Annotated in this window: 19 protein-coding genes and 1 tRNA gene; 9 read left to right on the top strand and 11 right to left on the bottom strand. The window is 53.2% G+C overall.

Translation table 11 applies throughout. The features are described from left to right. Positions 1–32: 32 nt before the first annotated feature. The 4 genes from ACHUEV_RS02010 to ACHUEV_RS02025 are packed head-to-tail and all read right to left on the bottom strand — an operon-like array spanning position 33 to position 3,455. Positions 33–863, bottom strand: coding sequence for a metal ABC transporter permease (locus ACHUEV_RS02010; RefSeq protein WP_394177393.1), 831 nt, complete (start codon positions 861–863; stop codon positions 33–35). Between the two features lie 2 nt (positions 864–865). Then, a complete protein-coding gene (locus ACHUEV_RS02015) occupies positions 866–1,720 on the bottom strand; it encodes a metal ABC transporter permease (protein ID WP_394177394.1) in 855 nt (284 codons plus the stop codon). After that, positions 1,717–2,565 (bottom strand): manganese/iron ABC transporter ATP-binding protein, encoded by an 849-nt coding sequence (locus ACHUEV_RS02020; RefSeq protein ID WP_394177395.1) that lies wholly within the window; start codon positions 2,563–2,565, stop codon positions 1,717–1,719. Before ACHUEV_RS02020 ends, ACHUEV_RS02015 begins: the two co-directional genes overlap by 4 nt. After that, entirely contained in the window at positions 2,562–3,455 is an 894-nt protein-coding gene (locus tag ACHUEV_RS02025; protein ID WP_394177396.1) for a metal ABC transporter substrate-binding protein, read from the bottom strand. Before ACHUEV_RS02025 ends, ACHUEV_RS02020 begins: the two co-directional genes overlap by 4 nt. 332 nt (positions 3,456–3,787) lie before the next feature. Between ACHUEV_RS02025 and ACHUEV_RS02030 the strand changes: the two genes are divergently transcribed. From ACHUEV_RS02030 to ACHUEV_RS02050, 5 genes are all read left to right on the top strand, one after another. Further along, on the top strand, positions 3,788–4,912 hold the full coding sequence (locus tag ACHUEV_RS02030) for an ABC transporter ATP-binding protein (RefSeq protein WP_394177397.1): 1,125 nt from the start codon (positions 3,788–3,790) through the stop codon (positions 4,910–4,912). A gap of 77 nt (positions 4,913–4,989) precedes the next feature. After that, entirely contained in the window at positions 4,990–6,096 is a 1,107-nt protein-coding gene (locus ACHUEV_RS02035; protein WP_394177398.1) for an extracellular solute-binding protein, read from the top strand. Positions 6,097–6,159: 63 nt separating this feature from the next. Beyond that, positions 6,160–6,447, top strand: coding sequence for a DUF1330 domain-containing protein (locus ACHUEV_RS02040; RefSeq protein ID WP_106353520.1), 288 nt, complete (start codon positions 6,160–6,162; stop codon positions 6,445–6,447). A 3-nt stretch (positions 6,448–6,450) separates the two neighbouring features. After that, positions 6,451–8,064 (top strand): ABC transporter permease, encoded by a 1,614-nt coding sequence (locus tag ACHUEV_RS02045; RefSeq protein ID WP_394177399.1) that lies wholly within the window; start codon positions 6,451–6,453, stop codon positions 8,062–8,064. A gap of 4 nt (positions 8,065–8,068) precedes the next feature. Further along, positions 8,069–8,953 carry an ABC transporter permease gene (locus ACHUEV_RS02050; protein WP_243394326.1) on the top strand — a complete coding sequence of 295 codons (885 nt, stop codon included), beginning with the start codon at positions 8,069–8,071 and terminating at the stop codon, positions 8,951–8,953. Positions 8,954–9,022: 69 nt separating this feature from the next. On the opposite strand, the gene ACHUEV_RS02055 is transcribed toward ACHUEV_RS02050, so the two are convergent. From ACHUEV_RS02055 to ACHUEV_RS02085, 7 genes are all read right to left on the bottom strand, one after another. After that, positions 9,023–9,952, bottom strand: a complete 930-nt coding sequence (locus ACHUEV_RS02055; RefSeq protein WP_394177400.1) for an AEC family transporter — start codon at positions 9,950–9,952, stop codon at positions 9,023–9,025. A 64-nt stretch (positions 9,953–10,016) separates the two neighbouring features. Then, positions 10,017–10,820, bottom strand: coding sequence for an MBL fold metallo-hydrolase (locus tag ACHUEV_RS02060; protein ID WP_394177402.1), 804 nt, complete (start codon positions 10,818–10,820; stop codon positions 10,017–10,019). Beyond that, a complete protein-coding gene (locus tag ACHUEV_RS02065) occupies positions 10,817–11,605 on the bottom strand; it encodes a TatD family hydrolase (RefSeq protein ID WP_394177403.1) in 789 nt (262 codons plus the stop codon). Before ACHUEV_RS02065 ends, ACHUEV_RS02060 begins: the two co-directional genes overlap by 4 nt. A gap of 10 nt (positions 11,606–11,615) precedes the next feature. After that, positions 11,616–12,722, bottom strand: a complete 1,107-nt coding sequence (locus ACHUEV_RS02070) for a DNA polymerase III subunit delta' (RefSeq protein WP_394177404.1) — start codon at positions 12,720–12,722, stop codon at positions 11,616–11,618. After that, a complete protein-coding gene (gene tmk / locus ACHUEV_RS02075; protein ID WP_394177405.1) occupies positions 12,719–13,327 on the bottom strand; it encodes a dTMP kinase in 609 nt (202 codons plus the stop codon). The genes ACHUEV_RS02070 and tmk overlap by 4 nt, the downstream gene beginning before the upstream one ends. Next, positions 13,324–14,502 carry a D-alanyl-D-alanine carboxypeptidase family protein gene (locus ACHUEV_RS02080; RefSeq protein ID WP_394177406.1) on the bottom strand — a complete coding sequence of 393 codons (1,179 nt, stop codon included), beginning with the start codon at positions 14,500–14,502 and terminating at the stop codon, positions 13,324–13,326. The genes tmk and ACHUEV_RS02080 overlap by 4 nt, the downstream gene beginning before the upstream one ends. Before the next feature lie 27 nt (positions 14,503–14,529). Further along, positions 14,530–15,486, bottom strand: coding sequence for an SPOR domain-containing protein (locus ACHUEV_RS02085; protein ID WP_394177407.1), 957 nt, complete (start codon positions 15,484–15,486; stop codon positions 14,530–14,532). 247 nt (positions 15,487–15,733) lie between these two features. Between ACHUEV_RS02085 and ACHUEV_RS02090 the strand changes: the two genes are divergently transcribed. The 4 genes from ACHUEV_RS02090 (at position 15,734) to ACHUEV_RS02105 (ending at position 22,984) form a co-directional block, all read left to right on the top strand. Continuing rightward, positions 15,734–15,823: transfer RNA gene (locus tag ACHUEV_RS02090), tRNA-Ser, on the top strand. 242 nt (positions 15,824–16,065) lie between these two features. After that, positions 16,066–18,369 (top strand): type I restriction-modification system subunit M, encoded by a 2,304-nt coding sequence (locus ACHUEV_RS02095; protein WP_394177408.1) that lies wholly within the window; start codon positions 16,066–16,068, stop codon positions 18,367–18,369. Continuing rightward, a complete protein-coding gene (locus tag ACHUEV_RS02100) occupies positions 18,369–19,736 on the top strand; it encodes a restriction endonuclease subunit S (RefSeq protein ID WP_394177409.1) in 1,368 nt (455 codons plus the stop codon). The genes ACHUEV_RS02095 and ACHUEV_RS02100 overlap by 1 nt, the downstream gene beginning before the upstream one ends. Next, positions 19,733–22,984 (top strand): type I restriction endonuclease subunit R, encoded by a 3,252-nt coding sequence (locus tag ACHUEV_RS02105; protein ID WP_394177410.1) that lies wholly within the window; start codon positions 19,733–19,735, stop codon positions 22,982–22,984. The genes ACHUEV_RS02100 and ACHUEV_RS02105 overlap by 4 nt, the downstream gene beginning before the upstream one ends. Positions 22,985–22,998 lie beyond the last annotated feature (14 nt).

Consider the following 22,998-nt stretch of genomic DNA (forward strand, 5'->3'; position numbering starts at 1 on the left):
CTTTCATGCAACGCGCTTGGGATCAATAAAAATCAAACAACGGCAGCGGCTTGGCGCGTCTTGCGCCCCGCCCGGATAAACGCTGCAATGAAGATTGCTGTCAGAACAAGGATAACCGTTGGTGCCGGTGCGCTGTCGATAAAGAAGCTAATGTAGACGCCTGCAATTCCGGAAAACAGTGTCACGGCCACGGCAATGGGCAGCATAAATTCGAACCGCTTTGTTAACAAAAAAGCAATTGCGCCGGGTGCAATCAGCAGACCAATCGCCAGAATGATCCCAACAGCCGAAAGCGTTGCAACAATAGTAAGCGAAATCAGCGAAAGCAGCCCATAATGCAACCATCCAACCCGCAGCCCAACGGCTTGTGCCTGTACCGGATCAAAAGCGTGAAGCAGGAAATCGCGTCGTTTCGCCAAAATCACGGCAGCAACAAAGCCGGCGATAATCCCTGCGGTCCACAGGTCTACCGTGCCAACGCCAAGCATGTTTCCAAATAGAATGTGATCCAAATGCACGTCGGTCGAGATCTTCGTGTACAGCACGATCCCAAATCCAAACATCCCGGAAAACACGATCCCCATCACCGTGTCTTGTTTCACCCGACTGTTTTCCGACAGAAAACCCGTGCCCACGGCACAGACCATCCCGGCCACAAATGCCCCGATAATCAACGGAATATTCAGCAGATATGCAATCACCACACCAGGTAGCACCGCATGGCTGATTGCATCGCCCATTAATGACCACCCTTTCAGGACAAGATAGCAAGACAGCAGGCTTGTTGGCACCGCGATGATCGCCATCATCAAGAAAGCTTTGTTCATGAACGCGAACTGAAAAGGAAATAGCAGCGCTTCCATCACTATCCTCTCAATGCTTCGGCGGCACGACGACGTGCAGCAAGGTAGCCATGCTTGGGCGCGAGCATAAAGACCGCCAGGAAAATCACTGTTTGAAGTGTTACGATAATCCCGCCAGTCGCCCCATCAAGAAAATAGCTAAGATAGGCCCCGACAAAGCTGGTTCCTGCGCCGATGGCGACACTAAGCATCAGCAGACGCGGAAAACGGTCGGTCAACAAATAGGCCGTTGCGCCCGGTGTGACGACCATCGCGATCACAAGGAATGCACCAACAGTTTGCAACGCCGCGACACATGACGCCGACAGCAATGTAAAGAACACCACCCGCAACAGATCTACGCGCAGCCCAATAGACCGCGCATGAGTTTCGTCGAAAAACGTGACCATCAGATCTTTCCACTTTGCCAACAGGATCGCCAGCGTCACGAAACCAATAATCGCAAGTTGCAGCGTGTCGGATGGCGTAATGGCAAGAATATTGCCCATCGTGATTGTCTCAACGCTCACTGATGTGGGCGATAACGAAACCATGAACAGGCCAAGCCCAAAAAACGACGTAAAGATGATCCCGATAATGGTATCTTCTTTTAGTCCCGACCTTTGGTTCAGGAATAGCATTGCACCGGCGGCCAGACCGCCAGCAGCGAAAGCACCCAACGCGAACGGAAGCCCCAGCATATAGGCCCCTGCGACGCCCGGAACGATCGAATGCGACAGCGCGTCACCGATCAAAGACCACCCCTTAAGCATCAGATATGCAGACAAAAACGCACATACCCCGCCGACCAAAGCACTGACCCACATGGCGTTAAACATGTAGCTGTAACCAAAGGGCTGAAGCAGCGTTTCGATCATATGCTGTCGCCTTCGTCATGGCCATAGACAACAAACGGGCGTTCATCGTCGGTGATCACGCGGATCTGCCGGGCGTCGTCATCGTCGTGCAGGTCAGAGCCACCGATCACAAAATGACGCAGGACCCCACCGAAAGCCAATTCTAGGTTTTCACGGGTAAATGTCGTTTCGGTTGGCCCATAAGCCAGCACCGTTTCCTTGACCAATACTGTCCGATCGCAAAACTCTGGGACCGAACCAAGGTTGTGAGTGGAAACGAGCATCACACGCCCTTCGTCACGCATATCGCGCAACAGCTGAACAATCGCCTCTTCAGTTTGAACATCAACACCAGTGAAGGGTTCATCGAGCAAGATGACTTGACCTTCCTGTGCCAAAGCGCGGGCAAGGAATACGCGTTTGCGTTGCCCGCCAGACAATTCACCGATCTGACGATGGCGGAATTCTTCCATCCCGACACGCGCCAACGCCGAAGTCACCGCATCGCGGTCGGACTGCTTGGGCGTACGAAAGAACCCCATGTGGCCATATCGCCCCATCATCACGACGTCTTCGACCAATACCGGAAAAGACCAATCGACCTCTTCTGACTGCGGGACATAGGCGACAATGTTTTGCCGCAGGGCTTCTTTCACCGGCATGCCAAGAACGCTGATGCTGCCGCCAGCTGCAGGAACAAACCCCATGATCGCCTTGAAAAGCGTGGATTTACCTGCCCCGTTGACGCCCACCAATGCGGTGATGGTTCCAGACGGAATTTCAAAGCTGGCGTGTCGCAGCGCAGTGTGACCGTTACGATAAGTAACAGTCACATCGTCTGCGATAATGCCTGGCTTGTTTGTCATTCAGTTAATCCCGCGGCTATGGTTTCTGACGTCACACGTAGCAGGTCAATATATGACGGTACCGGGCCATCTTCTTCGGTAAGGCTATCGACATAAAGCACCCCACCATAGTTGGCCCCGGTTTCGCGTGCGACCTGCTGCGCAGGCGACTGTGATACAGTGCTTTCGCAAAATACAGCCTGAATATCGTTATCACGCACCGTGTCGATCACGCGACGCACCTGTTGCGGCGTGCCTTGGCTGTCGGCGTTGATCGGCCACAGGTATAGTTCATGCATTTCGAAATCACGGGCCAGATAGCTAAACGCGCCTTCACAGGTAACTAGCCAGCGGCGATCTTCAGGCACAGCCATGATGGCCGCGCGCAGCGGATCAATGGCCGCCGCGATTTCGGCCTTATACGCCTCCGCGTTAACGGCATAGACATCTGCGTTATCAGGATCATGCGCGACAAAAGCGTCGCGAATATTATCAACGTAGACCAAGGCGCTTTCCATGCTCATCCACGCGTGTGGGTTTGGCTTACCTTCATATTCACCGGCGGTGATGCTTATTGGTTCAATACCATCAGATAGCGTGACACTTGGGACATCGCCCAAATTCGCAAGAAACTGTTCGAACCACAGTTCGAGGTTCAACCCGTTCCACAAGATTAGATCAGCATCATGCGCACGGATGATATCGCGCGGTGTTGGTTGGTACCCGTGGATTTCCGCACCCGGTTTTGTGATGCTTTCAACGATAGCGGCGTCCCCTGCTACATTGCGAGCCATGTCCGCAATAACAGTAAACGTTGTGACCGCCTTGAACTTATCGCCGTCAGCGAATGCGGCACTGCCCGATAACAGAACCGACAGCCCAAGAAGTGTGCGTTTTAACAGATGACGCATAGAAAATGCTCCGAAATATGCTTTCTCAAAGATGCATATGAGAATTATTCGCAACTGTAAACACGTCAAATGGGCACGACTGCCGTTTTAGCGCCTAGTTTTGCCGCAAATGAACAGTGACAAAGCATCCCAAACCGTGCCTCATGATAAAATCAGCGCAACCACGACACGAAATCGAACGAACCGCAAAGGACAAAACGCCCGGAAATGACGATTCCTATATCAAATTTCCCTAAATATTAGCCACTTAAGCACTCAAATAGCCTGAAACGAAAAATCTCGGCCTTTCGCGTTGCAAAACATTGTGAGGACAGATTTAGTTAGAGGCGAAAATGCCAATCCTCGGGGGAACTGGTTTGTCAGCAGCCAAGAGCGACAGTGCGTTCGTAGAATTTGAACGCGTACAGAAGAGTTATGATGGTGAAAATCTGGTCGTCAAAGACCTGAACCTATCAATGCCTAAGGGCGAATTTCTTACAATGCTTGGGCCGTCAGGGTCCGGGAAAACCACCTGCCTTATGATGCTTGCTGGTTTTGAGACGGCCACGCACGGAGAAATCCGGCTTGATGGCGTTTCAATCAATAATATTCCACCACACAAACGCGGCATTGGCATGGTTTTCCAAAACTATGCGCTTTTCCCGCATATGACTGTGGCCGAAAACCTGTCCTTCCCATTGGAAGTACGCAAAATCGGCAAGTCGGACCGCGAAGAAAAAGTCATGCGCGCACTTGGTATGGTGCAGATGCAAGATTTCGCAGGGCGCCGCCCTGCCCAGCTTTCGGGTGGTCAACAACAGCGTATCGCCCTTGCGCGTGCACTGGTCTTTGAACCAGAGCTGGTTTTGATGGATGAACCACTTGGGGCGCTTGATAAACAGCTGCGGGAAACGCTGCAGTTTGAAATCACGAACCTTGCGCATGAGCTGGGCATTACCGTGGTTTACGTGACCCACGACCAAACCGAAGCCCTGACAATGTCCGACCGCGTTGCCGTATTCGACGACGGCCGCATTCAGCAGCTTGCCCCACCAGATGAGCTTTATGAAGCGCCGCAAAACAGCTTTGTTGCGCAATTCATTGGCGAGAATAACACCCTAGAAGGCGTCGTTCAGGAAATCCGTGGCGATAGCTGCATTGTTAAGCTCGACAGCGGCGATGTCATTGACGCTAAACCGGTAAACGTGAGCAACGTCGGTGACCGGACCAAGGTTTCGATCCGCCCAGAACGTGTTGAGTTCGACAAATCCCGCCTAAGCCCAGATGCGCATACGCTAAAAGCTGAAGTGCTGGAATTCATCTATATGGGTGACATCTTCCGGACGCGTCTTCGTGTGGCAGGCACCGATGACTTTATTATCAAGACACGCAACGCCCCCGATCAGGTCCGCCTGACACCGGGCAGCCAGATCGAAATTGGCTGGCTTGCAGATGATTGCCGCGCGCTAGACGCATAGCGGCTGAGACAGGGCAGGCCTTCACCCGGAGGGCCGGCTCGAACGAACTAAACCGGGTATAATAACGGGAGACTACAATGACTTTGACCAAAGCACTCATGGCCACTTCGGCTCTGACGCTGGCGGGTTCAACTGCCTTTGCAGAAAGCCACATGGCCGACGAAATGACTATCGTCAGCTGGGGCGGTGCATACTCTGCATCGCAACAAGCCGCGTATCACGACCCCTATATGGAAATGACTGGCGTCACGATCGTCAACGATGAAAGCTCGAACGAAGCGGTCGCAAAACTACGCGCGATGAACGAAGCTGGCAACGTGACATGGGACGTTGTTGACGTTGTTGCATCTGACGCGATCCGCTTGTGCGACGAAGGCCTTGCGCTGGAAATCGACGCGGACGAACAGCTTGCACCCGGCGATGACGGCTCATCTGCTTCCGATGACTTTGGCGATCTGATCGTATCTGATTGCTTCATCCCGCAGATCGTTTACTCGACAACTGCTGGCTACCGCACAGACCTTGTTGGTGATACTGCGCCAACGTCTATCTGTGCGTTCTTCGATCTTGAAGCATACCCAGGCATGCGTTCGCTTGAAAAGCGTCCAATCAACAACATGGAATGGGCTTTGCTTTGTGACGGCGTTGCAAAAGAAGACGTCTATGACGTTCTGGAAACAGAAGAAGGCCAAGCGCAAGCGTTCGCGAAGCTCGACACAATCAAAGACAGCGTTGTTTGGTGGTCTGCTGGTGCGGATACCCCACAGCTGTTGGCTGATGGCGAAGTCGTCATGGGCACAACATACAACGGCCGTCTGTTCAGCCTGATCGTTGAACAAGAGCAGCCAGTTGCCATGCTTTGGGACGCGCAAGTGTTTGACCTTGACGGTTGGATCATTCCAACTGGCCTAAGCCCAGAGCGTGAAGCACGCGCGCTGGACTACGTCCGCTTTGCAACAGACACACAGCGTCTTGCTGACCAAGCGAAATACATCTCATACGGTCCAGCACGTGCATCTTCTGCACCGCTTGTTGGTCAGCACGCAACACTGGGTATCGACATGGCACCACACATGCCAACAGATCCAGCGAACGCGACAAACACCTTCCTGTACAACTACGAATGGTGGGCTGATTACCGCGACGATCTGGATGCAAAATTCCAAAGCTGGCTTGCTCAATAAGCCTTAATAATTACGCAAGGTGGGGGAACCTGCCTTGCGTATTTTCATCTACGGGAATTCAAGATGCCAAAAGGCTATATCATCGGTCATATCACCGTGAACGATCCTGATGCCTATCAGGAGTATATCGTCAAAGATACGCCCATGATCGAAGCTTACGGCGGCACACCCATTGTCCGCGGCGGACAGTCCGAAACGCCCGAAGGGGCCGACTTTGATCGCCACGTGATTTTTGAGTTTCCAGACTTTGATAGCGCCAAAGCGCTATATTATTCCAAAGAATACCAAGAGGTCGCGCGTATCCGCCGCGAAAACGCAACCAGTATGATCATCTTGGTCGAAGGGGTCTAAACCATGGCAGAGCAAGTCCTTGCCGCAGACGGCACACCACTTAAGGCAAGCCTAAACCGCGCATTACGCCGCCAAAAGATGCGCGCGCTGTTGTTAATCGCGCCCCTGCTTTTGTTCATTATGCTAACGTTCATTATCCCGATCGGACAAATGTTGTTCCGCTCGGTCGAGAACCAGATCGTTGGCGATACAATTCCACGTACGGTCGAGGCGCTTGATAGCTGGGACCACGACGCTGATGCCGTCCCCCCTGCCCCTGTCTTCGATGCGCTTGCCCAAGATTTGATGGTCGCAGTCGAGCTGAAAGAGCACACGCGCCTTGGTAGCCGCCTGAACTATGAAATGTCCGGTATCTCGTCCCTGTTCCGTAAATCGGGCCGCAAGGTTGACGACATCGGCGAAGTTTACACCGACCAGTTCGTGGCGCTTGATCCAGCGTGGGAAGAACCCGCAACATGGGTCGGCCTACTTGCTGATCCGAAATGGATTGCCGCACGTGAGGCATGGGATGGCACAGGCGATGAGCCCGCCTTCATCATGTCGCGCGCCGCTAAGACCGTTCTACCGCAGACTGCCAGCATTTATGCGGACTTTGCGCGTGTGATCCAAACCGAAGACAACGATAGCCCCGCCGAGGAAGAGCCGTGGCATGTTGTCTACTTGGCGCTTTATAACGACCTAACCACGAGTCCATCGTTAGAGGTCACAGGACCGCTATCCGGCCTCGTTAGCTCTGCCGCTGCGGCAGTCCCTAGCTTTGAGACCGAAGACGTAGCTGCTACCTTTGAAAGCTTTGACGATGACTGGAAAAACCCAGAGGTCTGGGAGACCATCTTTACCTACAGCCCGGCCTACACAAACGGCTATTTCCTGAACGCTGTTGATCTTCAGAAAACAAACGAAGGCGTCGCATGGCAGCCAGAGAACGAGCAGATCTATCTGACCCTCTTCTGGCGTACGATGCTGATGTCTATGACGATTACGATCAGCTGTATCCTGCTTGGCTATCCGGTCGCTTGGATGCTCGCGAACCTACCAGCGCGCAAAGCAAACATGCTGATGATTCTTGTGCTATTGCCATTCTGGACATCGCTTCTTGTTCGGACATCCGCATGGAAAGTCCTGCTGCAAAACCAAGGTGTTATCAATGACCTGCTGGTCTGGGTGGGATTTGTCGCCGACGACAACCGTCTGGCTTTGATCAACAACGCGACAGGCACGATCATCGCGATGACACATATCCTGCTGCCATTCATGATCTTGCCGCTGTATTCCGTGATGCAGACAATCCCTGTGACCTATCTGCGGGCTGCGAAATCACTGGGTGCTACAAACTGGACAGCCTTTTGGCGCGTCTACTTTCCGCAATCCGTGCCGGGTATCGGCGCTGGTTCGATCCTCGTGTTTATCCTGTCGATTGGTTACTACATCACGCCTGAAATCGTGGGTGGTACCAAGGGTGTCTTTATCTCGAACCGGATCGCATACCACATCTCTAGCTCGCTTAACTGGGGTTTGGCTGCGGCACTTGGCGCAATCTTGTTGGCAATCGTTCTGGCGCTTTACTGGGCCTATGACCGGATCGTCGGCATCGACAACGTGAAACTAGGGGGCTGATCTGATGAGCTTGCCAATCTACGCAACCACCGGTCAGAAGATCTGGTATTATTCTTTCCGCGTTATCGTGGGGCTGATCCTGTTCTTCTTGATCGCCCCGATTATCATCATCATCCCGCTGTCGTTTAACGCAGAGAACTTCTTTACGTTCACGCCAAAGATGCTCGCGTTGGACCCAGAGGGATATTCGCTGAAACACTACCGTGATTTCTTTACGAACCCTGACTGGATCAGACCTCTCAAAAACTCTCTGATCATTGCGCCGTTCGCGACGATCATCTCGGTTTCACTGGGCACTTTGGCCGCTATAGGTCTGTCGCAATCGCACGTGCCCTTCCGCCGTGGGATCATGGCGATCCTGATTTCACCGATGATCGTTCCATTGATTATCTCGGCGACAGGTATGTTCTTTTTCTACAGCCAGATGGGCCTTTGGATGGAGCAAACCTTTGGTATCTCCAAATCCCTGTCCGGTTATATCAAGGTCATCTTGGCACATGCTGCACTGGGCATCCCTTTTGTCATCATCACTGTGACTGCGACGCTAGTGGGATTTGACCAGTCACTGACACGTGCAGCCGCAAACATGGGTGCAACGCCTACTGTGACGTTCTTTCGGGTGCAAATGCCACTGATCCTGCCCGGTGTGATCTCAGGCGGCTTGTTCGCCTTCATCACGTCATTTGACGAGGTCGTCGTGGTCCTGTTTGTGGGTGCCGCTGCACAGAAAACACTGCCATGGCAGATGTTCACAGGCTTACGCGAACAAATCAGCCCGACGATCCTAGCGGTTGCGACTGTCTTGGTCGGCATTTCGATCTTGCTGCTGGCAACTGTAGAACTGCTGCGCCGCCGGTCTGAGCGCCTGCGCGGTATGTCACCAAGCTAACAATTCTAGTTTCTGAACACAAAAGGCGGGCCAATCACGGCCCGCCTTTTTCGTTTCTGATCGTCCGTTTCAGGGAAGAACGTGTAACCAACCCCAGACAGTAATGATCGATAACCCCGTACCCATCAGAACCGCAGAGGCCGCAACGCGACGCGCCCGACCATACATGTTGGCAAAGACGTAAGCATTCACACCGGGCGCCATCGCGCTGGTCAGGATCGCAGACCGTGTGGCAGACGTGCTAAGGTCATTCATCCCGCCAAGAACCCACACGATTGCAGGGTGTAGCAAAAGCGAAATCGACACCACGAACAAAATCGCCCGCATGTCGCCTTCGGGGCGATAGCGATAAAGCACACCGCCCAACCCAAACAGCGCCGCAGGCAACGCGGCGCGCGCGATCAAGTCGACTGCATCGGTAAGAACGCCAGGAACCGGGATGCCGCCAAGGTTCACGACAAACCCAAGGCTGATACCAATAATGAGTGCGTTGCTGAACATCGCGGTCAGCACCTTGCGCGGCAGCGCAGCGACGCTGCCGCCCCAATTGCGCACGATCTCCATCGCGGTAATGCCAACCCCGTAACAAAACGGCGAATGGATCGCGATGATGGCATAGTTGGATTCCAGCGCGTCGGGGCCATAAGCACGTTCCGTAATCGGCAGTCCCAACAACAAAGAGTTTGAGAACAAGCCGCAAAACCCGAAAGCAACGCAATCTTCCCAGTCACGTTTGAAAAACACGCGCGCGCCAACAAAACTAGCGGCGAACCCGACCAAGGCCCCCGTGTAAAATGAAAACAGCAACGCTACATCGAAGTTTTGCTGCAAATCCAACGTCGAAATCGCACGGAACAAAAGGCACGGGATCGCAAAGCCTTGGGTGAATTTCATCAATCCATCGACAACGCTATCGTCAAAATAACCTTTCCAAACTGCAAGGTATCCAAACCCAATCACAAAAAAGACGGGCAAAATCACATCAATAAGCGCGGTCATCAGTAGCCATTCCTTTAGATACGGCTGCGCCGCAAATCTTTCCTTAACCCTTCCTTGTTAAAGGTTAGGTAACGTCGAACGTCAGGGTCATACCATCATAGGCAGGCACGACATGCGCGGGCGTTTCAGCCGCCACCGTCGCGTAATCTAAATCGTTATGCATATTCGTCAGAACTGCCTGTTTTGGCTGCGCTTTTGCGACCCAATTCAGCGTTTGTTCAAGATGTGAATGCGAAGGATGCGGCGAACGGCGCAGCGCATCAATAATCCAGCAGTCTAGGTTTTGGAGTTGATCCCATGCAGCTTCGGATATCCCGGAAACGTCGGGGATATAGGCCACGTCATTCATCCTGAAACCAAGCGCGTCTATCTCACCATGACTGACTGTAAAGGGCGACAGCGTAATCGCGCCCCCTGCCCCGGTAACAGTCACATCATGGGCAATTTCATTTAGCTCGCAAATCGGCGGATAAGATGACCCTGCTGGGGTTTCAAAGATATACCCAAAACGTTTGCGTAAACCCAAAGCCGTTTCCGCGTCAGCCCAGACAGGAAGCATCTTACGTGTGTTGAACACGATCATCCGTAGGTCGTCGATCCCGTGCACATGGTCAGCGTGGCCATGTGTGTAAACCACAGCATCCAATGTCCCGACATCGGCATCCAACAGTTGGTCGCGCAGATCAGGTGACGTGTCGATCAAGACCCGCGTTTCGCCCTGCCCGTTTGATCGGGTCAGTAGAATAGAACAACGACGGCGACGGTTCTTTGGATTGGTCGGATCACAGTCTCCCCACAGCCCACCAAGCCTTGGCACTCCACCAGAGGAACCACAGCCCAAAATGGTAACCGTGAGGGTATCTGTCATTGCGCGGCTTTCCAGAACAGCCGATCAAAGTTCTCGGTCGTTTGGCGGGCAAAGTCGGCGTAGTCCATGCCAAATGCTTCGGCCCCCACGCGCGCGGTCAGCGCCGAGTAAGCTGGCTCATTGCGTTTGCCACGGTGCGGCGGTGGCGCAAGGTACGGGCTGTCCGTTTCGACCAATATCCGATCAATCGGCGCGCTCACGAAAATATCGCGCAGTTCTTTGCTTTTCGGGAACGCAGCGATGCCTGACATCGACAAATAGAACCCAAGGTCCAGTGCAGCCTTGCCAAGCTCGGCAGAGCTAGAAAAGCAATGCATCACGCAAGTGTACGCACCATTCGCATATTCCTCGGACAGTATCCGAGCCATATCATCGTCAGCGGCGCGCGCGTGGATAATCAGTGGCAGCTTTGTTTCGCGTGCCGCAGCGATATGCACCCGCAAGCTTTCCTGTTGGATATCCTTGGTTTCGGCAGTGTAGTGGTAATCTAAACCGGTCTCACCAATACCAACGAACTTAGGGTGCTTTGCAAAACTGATCAGTTGATCAGCCGAAACCAATGGTTCCTCGCCAGCACGCATCGGGTGAATACCAGCCGCATAGTAGACAGGTGAATATGTCTCGGCGATGGCGCGGACGGTGGGTTCTGCATCAAGCCGCGTACAAATTGTCACCATCCGTTCTACGCCCGCATCTAATGCGCGCTGGATGACATCAGGCAGTTCGCCTTCGAAATCCGGGAAATCTAGGTGGCAGTGGCTATCGACGATTGTTGGTTGGCTCATGGCGCGGCTTTCAGGCTGCAGCGACGCCTAGCGCCGTCTCTTCTATCTTGAAAATGATATCAAGGATCAGCGCAGCAGGGTCAAGGTTCACCGCACGCCCATACCGAGATCTGTTCGACAAATCTTGTTGAAGCTGCGCCCACTTGCGGGCCATCCGATCATCCGGGGATATCCGTGTCAGCAAACGGGCCTCGCCCATTGCGCCTTGGGCCTTCGGTTCCCCCATCAGCCCTGCCCGCGCGGCACGCGACAAGAACAGATCAATTAAATCTAGCGTCATACCAAAGCGCACATCGGCCGCACGCCCCGTGCAGCTATCCGCAAGTTTGAGCGCCGCTGGCCGGTCGATACGTGGCATTCCTTCAAAAAGTTTGACCAGTTCGCCGTACAATTGCAGGCCATCGTGGTTCAATAGCCGGATCGCATCGCCTGCCGAACCGCCAGCCAAGGCGGCAAGACTTTCAGCATTGTCAGCCGCGTGACCAGATTGTTCTAGCGCTTGCTGCAAATCAGATGCGTTCAAAGAACTGCAGCGTAACTCCCGGCACCGAGACCGGATCGTCGGCAATAGCCGTGACGGCTGATGCGCGATCAGCATAATCACCGTGTTCGCGGGCGGCTCTTCCAGTTCTTTCAGGATCGCGTTGGCAGCGTTCCGGTTCAATTCATCCGCCGCATCGACAATCACAACACGTCGCCCACCATCCGCTGATGACATCTGAAAAAATGTTTTAAGCGTGCGCACAGCATCGACAGTGATTTCACTGCGCAGTTTTTTTGTCTTTTCATCCCAAGGACGACGGATCACCGATAGGCGCGGATGCGCGCCAGAATGGACGAGCCGCGCATCTGGATGCTCTGGATCGACATAAAGACTCGGATTACCGAATAGCCCGACGCCTTCGTCAGCCAACAAAAACGTCGCAATCTTCCACGCAAGCGTGGCCTTACCAACACCGCGCGGACCCGTGATCAACCAACCAGAATGCATCCGTCCGGATTGAAACGCGTCTAGAAAATCAGCTTCGGCTTTTGCCTGACCAAACAGCAGGGCTGTTTCGCGCGGATGGGGTGCGCCCTCGATCCGGTCGGGTTCAGGGAGGGTATCGTCAGTCATAGATGGGCCGCGATTTCACTGGCAATTTGTTCAGGCGTCCGATTACCATCAACCAGCACACAGCGATTGGGATGGGCATGTGCCAGCGCCAAAAAGCCGTGGCGCAGCGTTTCTTGAAAACCCAAACCGAAGTCTTCGAACCGGTCTTCACCAGATTTACGCGCTAGTCCGCGCTCAAGCGCCGTAGCTGGGTCCATGTCGATAATAAAGGTCAGATCAGGTTCGCGCCCGATCATCAGTTCATGCAGGCTGTCGACCATCGTACGAAGATCGCCACGTGTCGCGCCCTGATAAACGCGGGTGCTATCGGCAAAGCGGTCACAGATAACCGTCTTTCCAGCGGCCAAAGCCGGTTGGATGGTTTTTTCCAGATGATCACGGCGGGCTGCCGTGAATAGCAAAATTTCGGTCTCGGCAGACCAACGATCCGGGTCACCCGTTAAGACAAGCTGCCGGATTTCCTCGGCACCGGGGCTACCGCCCGGTTCGCGCGTTAAGATAACATCATGCCCCTGCGCCCGCAGATGATCTGCGAACAACCGTGACTGCGTGGATTTTCCGGAACCGTCGATGCCTTCAAACGTAATGAACTTGGGCGTGGTCATGCCTCTTCGGGTGCCTCTGATGATTGCGGGCCGAATTTGGTCCACAGCACCGTTGCAGCCGTCCGCAACCGCGTCGCAAAGCCGCCTTCTGGCACATCGGCCTCTGCGATAAGCGGCACGCGTTTTTCGGGCAGACCATCAAGGTTGATCACAAGCTCTGCCAACTGGTCGCCTGCTGCGATTGGCGCTTGGATTGGACCGTTGTAGACCACTTCTGCTTCAACGTTACCTTGGTTAAGAACCGGCACCAACAGCGATAGGTTTTCGGCAACCGTTAGACCAACAGTCGGCGCTGCGCCCATCCATACATCCGCAGTAGCAATGCGGCTTCCTGCATCAACGACATCCTTTTGCGCGAACTGACGATAAGCCCAGTTCACTAGACGCTCGGCTTCTTCTGCACGCGCTTGTTCGGATGAGAGCCCCGTCAAAACAAAGATAATGCGACGATCGCCCTGCTTGGCAGAGCCAACAAGCCCATACCCTGCCTCGCTCGTGTGGCCCGTTTTCAGACCATCCGCACCAATCCCAAGAGACAGCACAGGGTTACGGTTGCGGGAATTTGAAGGCACACGGCCATCAAACGCGAATTCACGTTCTGCGAACAAAGGATAGTACGTCGGAAAATCCTTAATCAAACGGTCCGCAAGAATGCCCAAATCTTCGACCGACATTCGGTGACCGGCTGCGGGCCATCCGTTTGAGTTTGCAAAGGTCGAATTCTCCATCCCCATTTGCTGTGCGCGCTGTGTCATCATTCGGGCGAAACCAGCCTCTGACCCATCAGGGGACAGCGCCTCGGCCAGAACGGCGCTTGCGTCATTGCCAGATAGAATAATCACGCCACGCAACAGATCTTCGACGGTGACCCGATCAGTCGTGTCCAAGAACATCGACGACCCGGTATATGCGGCCGCATGCGAAGACACGGGCAATTCTTCGTCAATCGTCAGACGCCCATCTGCGATTGCCTCAAACGCCATATAGACAGTCATGAGCTTGGACATCGACGCAGGTGGCAGCGGTACGTCTTCTTCTTTTGCCAGCAAGACAGTGCCCGTTGTCTGGTCAAAGACATAGGCCGCGCGTGCCGACGTATCAAAGGTTTGGGCGAAACTTGTCGTTGCGCCAAAGCACAGCGCGATCACAGTCAGGCGTAGTTTGGAATAGATCATCTGATCAATGCTCCGAATTTTTGTGCACTACTCGGCGGGAAGAACAAACGCGTCAACAAAACCAATCGATTTCAACTGGGCAAGCGTCGCATCATCCGACACAGGTCCAGCCACTACGCGCCAAACGGTCCGACCGCCAGCATCTTGTGGCTCAACCGAGGCACGAATGCCCGCGTTGCGAATTTTCTGCGCGGCGTCATTTGCGTTACGCTCAACACTAAAGACCCCGATTTGGGCCAGTGGTGCGGTAGCGTCACCCGTTGCCGCAACAACTGCGGGCACTGCCTCTGCCGCTTTTTCAGCACCGCCGCCCTGCCCGGCCTCAACGGCTGCGATAGCAGCAGCCGCGCCAGCGATTGGATCAATAGATGGCGCATCAGGAAGATCAACCTTCACAGCAGCGTTTCCTGCAGCCTTTACAGGTTCAGCATCCAATGGTGTTTCCGCAACATTCACAGGTGCCGCGAGGCTGGCCACAACTGGGTTTTCTTCTGGTGTTTCGGCTGGCTCTTGCGGAACTTCGATTTCTTCACGGCGCAAGGCAACGACGCTCAACTCTGTTGGTGCCCCTGCCAATAGGCCCAAGGCCTCGGCCGCGTCAGAGGACACCTGCAACAGCGGGCCTGGGTTTTCGCGTTCACGACGGAAAAGCGCACCAACGATTGATTTTCCGTTCTCTGGATTACGAATGATCACGCGCTCAGGGTCGGCAACATCAGGATGCGCAACCCAAACACCACCTAGCGATGGGCGACCATCCCACAGGCCACGGTCATTGACCTCAAAGATATCCGGGCGCTCAACGTCTGTTTCTGTCTGCACCAATTGCGTGGTGCGTTTCGCCGGAGCCTCAGAAGATGCGCTATCGTCGCCTGATGGAAACGCAAATTCTCCGTTCTCATCACATGCAGTTAGTCCCACCGCTGCGACAACCGCCAATACAAACGGCTTACGGCTACCAATAATATTTTTTTTGCCCGTCATTCTTCGCCCCCATGTTGCGCCCCATAACTGCGGGGATTTCAGTTGTTTACCAACTGCTCTTATTAATGCTCGCGCCCTGTAAAACTTGGCCATCGCACAAGACCAACCCCACAAGCGACGCCTGTTTGGTTGAACGATAACGCCCCCCCGCGCCTTATGGAAGTCTCAAGGCAAAAATGTCGGCGGATTTCCCCAATGCAAAAACCTGCTTTTCGAATCATTTCGGACCCGTTAGAGACCGCGCAACGGAGGCTTGGCAGAGTGGTCGAATGCACCGGTCTTGAAAACCGACGAGGGTGAAAGTCCTCCCAGGGTTCGAATCCCTGAGCCTCCGCCATTACCCATATATCATTGCAAAACAATGACTTACGGGCAAACATTGACCATCATTGACCAATGCTATTGACCAAGTTCCACTTCTCACCAGTCAAGCGTGTTCCCATTTACTGACTGTGATGTCATGCGTTTTAAACTGTTCATAGCGTTTCGCACTCCTATTGATTGCGTTCATCTGTACATTAAAACTTTGCCGAACTACGGTCTTAGCAATAACAATTAATTCTATTACGGGTAGCAATCGTGTCTCAATCGACAAACAACCTCGCGTCCTACATCTGGTCGCTTGCTGATCTTCTACGCGGCGACTTCAAACAGAGCCAATACGGGCGCATCATCCTACCCTTTACGCTCCTACGTCGCCTCGAATGTGTGTTCAGTGAACATAAGGCGGCGGTGCTGGCTGAAGTTGAACGGCTTGAAAGCTTAGGCCTACAAGAAGAAGCAAAAGAAAAATTTCTGTTACGCGCATCGGGACTATCGTTCTACAACACCTCGCAGATGGACCTGTCCACCTTGGGTGCCACTGGCATAAAAGACAATTTGGAAAGCTACATTCAGTGCTTTTCCAAAGACGCCCGCGAGATATTCGAACATTTCAAGTTCGGTGAATTCATCGCGCAGCTCGCCGATGCAAACCTTCTCTACAAAGCCGTGCAACAGGTCAAAGGCGCAGACCTAAGACCCGAAGTCGTCTCGAACCACGACATGGGGCTGGTGTTTGAGGAACTCATCCGCCGCTTTGCCGAGGGGTCCAATGAAACCGCTGGGGAACACTTCACACCGCGCGATATCGTTGATCTTACCACCTCGCTTGTCTTTACAGATGACGATAGCAGCCTTTCGGGCGACGGCATCATCCGCACCATTTATGACCCCACAGCGGGCACGGGTGGGTTCCTGTCTGCGGGGATGGAATATGTTCTGCAAATGAACCCCGGCGCGGTCATGCGGGCCTTTGGTCAGGAATTGAACCCCGAAAGCTATGCGATCTGTAAAGCGGACATGCTGATCAAAGGGCAAGATGTCACCAACATCAAACTGGGCAACACCCTATCGCAGGACCAACTGGTCAACGACAAGTTCGACTATATGCTCTCCAACCCGCCGTTTGGTGTGGACTGGAAAAAGATCGAAAAAGACATCAAAGACGAAAATGCGATCAAGGGCTTTGACGGGCGCTTTGGCCCCGGCCTCCCGCGTGTCTCTGATGGGTCCCTTCTGTTCCTCATGCACTTGATTTCCAAACTGCGTGACACGGACACAGGCGGCGGGCGCATTGGGATTATTCTGAACGGGTCGCCCCTGTTCACAGGCGGCGCTGGGTCAGGCGAAAGCGAAATTCGCCGCCATATCCTTGAATCTGATTTGTTAGAGGCCATCATCGCCCTGCCCACAGACATGTTCTACAATACCGGCATTGCGACATATGTTTGGATACTGACGAACAAAAAGACCCCAGAGCGTAAAGGCAAGGTCCAGCTGATCAACGGTACAGATCTGTATAGCAAGATGCGCAAATCGCTGGGTTCCAAACGGAAATGGATGGACACCGACGATATCGCGACAATCACCCGCTGCTTTGGGGCCTTTGAACCTGTGCAGGCCGAAACCTTGGACAAACCCGCCGATGCCAAAAGCAACCGGGGCAGACAATCGGACACGCCCAAAGCTGAGACCCCAAAAACCTTTGCCGCTAAAATCTTTGACAGCCATGAATTCGGCTATCGTCGACTCACGATTGAGCGGCCCTTGCGCGAAAGTTATCAGTTCAGCGATGACCGTATCGCCAGCTTACGCTTTGCGCCCAAGCCCCTGAACGCCGTCACCCAATGGATTTATGAAACCTACGGCACCAACTGGGATGAGGACGGAACCGACTATGGCGTGTTGACTGCGCATGAAATTGAAATCCGCACCCATATCAAGGCAGAGTTCCCTGAACTGAAAGAGAAACAGATCAAGGATGCGCTGGACCCCAAGACATGGCGCGATCAATTGGCGATTTTGCAGGCCGCACGGGCGTTGCAGGCCAAGATCGGGACGGACCAGCACGACGATATGAACGGGTTTGATGCCACGCTGAAAGCCACGGGTGTCAAGCTGGACACCACCGCCAAGAAACAGATCACCGCCGCTGTCAGCTGGAAAAACCCCAAGGCCGTGAAGGTCATCAAGAAGGTCCACAAAGGTACCCCCGCCAATCCGCTTTACGGGCTGTTTGAGGTGGATGGGCAGACGATTGAATATAAACCTGACGGCGATCTGCGCGATAATGAGAACGTCCCGCTGGACCCATCGCAACCTGTGAATACGGTGAACGAGGCGTATTTTAAGGCCGAGGTCGCGCCCCATGTGCCGGACGCGTGGATCGATGCGGGCAAGGTGGATGCGATTGACGGCGGCATTGGCATCGTTGGCTATGAAATCCCATTCAACCGGCATTTCTATACCTACACCCCACCCCGCGATCTGGCCGAGATCGACGCAGAGCTGGACGCGGTCAGCGCCGAGATCATGGCCCTGCTGCAAGAGGTGCATGTGTGATGACAGGCGCAGGACAAGCGAAGTATCGACCTTATCCGGCCTATAAGCCGTCAGGCTTGGAGTGGTTAGGAGATATTCCTGAGGGTTGGGAAATGATCCAAAGCCGTCGTTTGTTCTCTCAAAGAAAAGAGAGAGCGCGACCTGACGATGAGCAGCTAACCGCTTCGCAAAAGTACGGAATTATCTATCAAAAAGAATTTATGAAAATCGAGAGTCAACGAGTGGTTCAAGTCATTACAGGTTCTGAAATTCTCAAGCACGTTGAAGCCGATGATTTCGTTATCAGTATGCGCAGCTTTCAGGGCGGCCTTGAATGGTGCAAATACGCAGGATGTGTTAGTTCAGCATATGTTGGGGTAATTCCACAAAAGCATGTAGTTCCTGCTTTTTTCTCTTATTTTTTCAAGTGCAAACAGTACATTCAGGCCCTTCAAAGCACTTCAAATCTTGTTCGAGATGGGCAGGCATTGAGGTTTGATAATTTTGCACAAGTGTCCTTGCCTATCGTCCCCGAACAAGAACAAACCAAAATCGCGGCTTTTTTGGATTATGAGACGGCCAAGATTGATGCGTTGATTGCCAAGCAGCAGCGGTTGATTGCGCTGCTTGAGGAAAAGCGCCAAGCGGTGATCAGCCATGCGGTGACCAAGGGCCTCGACCCGACCGCCCCCCTGCGCCCCTCCGGCATCGACTGGCTCGGCGATGTCCCTGCACATTGGGAGGTGAAACGGCTTAAGTATCTTGGCAATGCATGGAACGGGTTAACTTATTCGCCTGATGACGTAGTCGCTGAGGGCGACGGTACATTAGTTCTACGTTCCTCAAATATTCAAAACGCTAAACTCGCATTTAACGACAATGTTTATGTGAAGGGCGTAATACCCAAGAAAGCATGTGTCATAGAGGGAGACCTGCTGATATGTTCGCGAAACGGAAGTCGCGCATTAATTGGGAAAAACGCTCAAATCACCGCTGATCTGGAAGGTGCTGCATTCGGGGCGTTTATGTGCATTTTTCGAAGTGAGATGAATGCCTATTTGTCAGCCGTTCTCAATTCCTCGTTGTTTGAATTCCAATCAGGCACTTTTTTGACGTCGACGATTAACCAGCTTACAACCGGCAACTTATTAAGCTTTGAGATACCTCTCCCCCCGGAAAAAGAAAGAGGGGAAATCGTGAAATTCTTAGGCCAGCAAGTTGCGAAGTTTAATGAGCTATTAGACAAAGCCCAATCCGCCATCACCCTTCTCAAAGAACGCCGCACGGCGCTGATCTCTGCCGCTGTGACGGGAAAAATTGATCTGCGCGATTGGCAGGCTCCGGCAGCGGCAACAGACACCACTCAAGACAAAGAGGCTATGGCATGATCAAGGAAGTCACCGTCGAACAGGTGTTTCAAAACGACATGATTGCTCAAATGGTCGCCTCTGGTTGGCAGCTTGGCAGCCCTGCGGGCTATAACCGTGACTTGGCGATTTATACCGAAGACCTGATTGGCTTTGTCAAAGATACGCAAGACGCCGAATGGCAAAAGCACTGCAAGAATTACCCAAGCGACCCAGAGGCCAAACTGTTGGCCCGTGTCGCCAGCCAGCTGAACAAGGCTGACCCCAACGCCACTGGCAAACAGCTGCGCACCTTTGGCACCCTCGGCGTGTTGCGCCACGGCGTCAAAGACCGCAACGCCAAGTTCAAGCTGTGCCAGTTCAAGCCCGAACATGACCTGAACCCCGACACCCTGACCCGCTACAAACAAAACCGCCTGCGCATCGTGCCAGAGCTGGTCTACAGTCCCTACGCCACTGATGCGCATTTGGCAGCGGAAGGCACTCAGGCCAAGAAGTGGCGCATTGATCTGGTGCTGTTCGTGAACGGTCTGCCGATTGTCACGCTTGAGCTGAAATCAGAATTCAAACAATCCGTGCAAAACGCCGTCAATCAATACAAGAAAACCCGCCCGCCCGTGGACCCAACCACCAAGAAGCCAGAGCCGCTGCTGACGTTCAAGCGCGGTGCCTTAGTGCATTTCGCGGTCAGTCAGTACGAGGTCTATATGGCGACCAAGCTGGAGGGCGCGGACACCTATTTTCTGCCCTTCAACAAAGGCACCAAGGACGGCGGCGCAGGCAATGACGTGCCCGAGGACGAAAACGAATACGCCACCGCCTATCTGTGGCAAGAGGTGCTGCAACCCGACGCCCTGCTGAACATCCTTGCCCGGTTCATGCATTTGCAAATCGAAGACCGCGAGGACTTTGAAGGCCGCAAATTCAAGAAAGAAACGATGATCTTTCCCCGCTATCACCAGTGGGATGTGGTCGGGAAACTGGTCGAAGCTGGTAAGGTCGAGGGGCCGGGCAACAAGTATTTAATCCAACATAGCGCTGGCTCGGGCAAATCCAATTCCATCGCATGGACCGCGCATCAGCTTTCATCCCTTTATGATGGCCCAAAGAAAGTGTTCGATAGCGTCATCATCGTCACCGACCGCACGGTGCTGGATGATCAGTTGCAAGAAACCATCTATCAGTTCGAACATGTGGACGGCGTGGTTGGCCGCATCAACCGTGAAGAAGGTGATGGGTCGAAGTCGGAAAAGCTGGCCCATGCGTTGGAAGAGTCACAGCCCATTATCATCGTGACAATCCAGACATTCCCCCACGTGTTGAAGGCGATTGAAAACAGCACCAGCCTAAAAGAACGCAACTACGCCATTATCGCAGATGAGGCCCATTCATCGCAGACGGGTTCCACCGCGCGGAAACTGAAAGAGGTGTTGATGCTGGATGAGCGCGACGGTGATGAGGAGCTGAGTTCAGAGGATATTCTCGATGCAACTGTCGCCGCCCGCCGTACTGCAACAAACCTCAGCTACTTTGCGTTTACCGCCACCCCAAAGACCAAGACGCTTGAACTGTTCGGGCGCGTTCCGAACCCCGATGAGCAACCGTCAAAGACAAACCGCCCCGAGGCATATCACGTCTATTCCATGCGTCAGGCGATTGAGGAAGGTTTCATCCTTGACGTCTTGCGCAACTACACGAGCTACAAGGTGGCCTATAATCTGGCCCTGAAGGCCCAAGAGGCGGATGCTGAGGTTGATAGTAAGAAAGCCAAGGTCAAGCTGAACCAATGGGTCCGTCTGCATGATTACAACATCTCGCAGAAAGTGCGTGTGATCGTCGAACACTTTAAGGACAACATCAGTGGCCTGTTAGGTGGCCAAGCCAAAGCGATGGTCGTCACCAGTTCCCGCAAGGAAGCCGTTAGATACAAGATGGGGTTCGACAAATACATTGCCGAAATGGGCTATGATAAAGTGCATGCGATGGTGGCCTTTTCGGGGGAAGTCGAGTTCTCGGAAAGTGACCCAAATGTTGAAGGCTTGATTGGCGAAAAGTTCACCGAAACGGGTATGAACCCCCGCCTTAAGGGCCGTGACATGCGCAAGGCCTTCGATAGCGACGACTATCAGGTGATGATCGTGGCCAACAAGTTCCAGACTGGTTTTGATCAACCAAAGCTGTGCGCAATGTATGTCGATAAGAAGCTGGCAGGCGTGGAGTGCGTCCAAACACTATCGCGACTGAACCGCACTTACCCCGGTAAAGATGTAAGCGGGACCTATGTCCTCGACTTCTTCAATGAGCCTGACGATGTGCTTGCTGCTTTCCAAGAGTATTATCAGACTGCGGAATTGGTTGATGTATCCAACCCCAATCTTGTTTTCGATTTATCTGAAAAACTACGTGCCTTTGGCATTTTCACATGGTCCGAGGTGGAAAGGTTCTGTGAAGCATTCCTCAAGCAAACAATGAGTAATGCAGCGGTTGCGAATATCTGCAAGCCAGCAATTGATCGCTGGGCATCGCGTTACACGTCAGCAACCCAAGCTTACAGAACCGCATTAGAGATGCTTGAGCGGGCCAAGAAGAGTGGTGATGCTGTTCTTATCGCGAATACGGATAACACCTTCAAAGACTGTAAGAAGGAAAAGGACGCCCTTGAGCTTTTCAAAAAAGACCTTGGGACGTTCGTGCGTTTCTATGAATTCATATCTCAGATTGTGGATTACGACGACAAAGACCTTGAAAAACTCAGCCTTTATGCCCGCCAACTTGGACCGCTTCTACGCGAGGCGAACATTGAAGAAGATGAGTTGGACTTAGGTGACGTCGCGCTCAGCCACTATCGCCTCTCGAAGATCAAACAACAGAACCTCAAGCTGGCGCAGGATGCAGCCGAGGGGCTTGAACCCGGCAGCGGATTGGGCAGCGGCAAGGCTAAGGACAAGCAAGAAGAATTTCTTTCACAAATCATTGAACGCTTGAATGAGATATTCGCGGGCGACGGACTGACCGACGACGACATGCTCAGCTATGCTAGAACCATCAAAGACAAGGTAGCGGAGAACCAAAGGGTCGTAACCCAAATTGCGAACAATACCCGCGAACAAGCCCTTTTAGGTGACTTTCCAAAAGCTGTAGAGGAGGCAATTCTGAACAGTAGCGAAGCCCAACAAAAGCAGATGGTCAAGCTTCTTTCGATGTCTGAGAAGCTAAGTCAGTTTCAGAACGCAATTCTGGATATGTTTCAGAATGACCCTCGCGACTAGCGCAAGTGAGACTA

Origin of the sequence: Yoonia maritima, from assembly GCF_043641945.1 — a bacterium.
GTDB lineage: Bacteria > Pseudomonadota > Alphaproteobacteria > Rhodobacterales > Rhodobacteraceae > Yoonia > Yoonia maritima_B.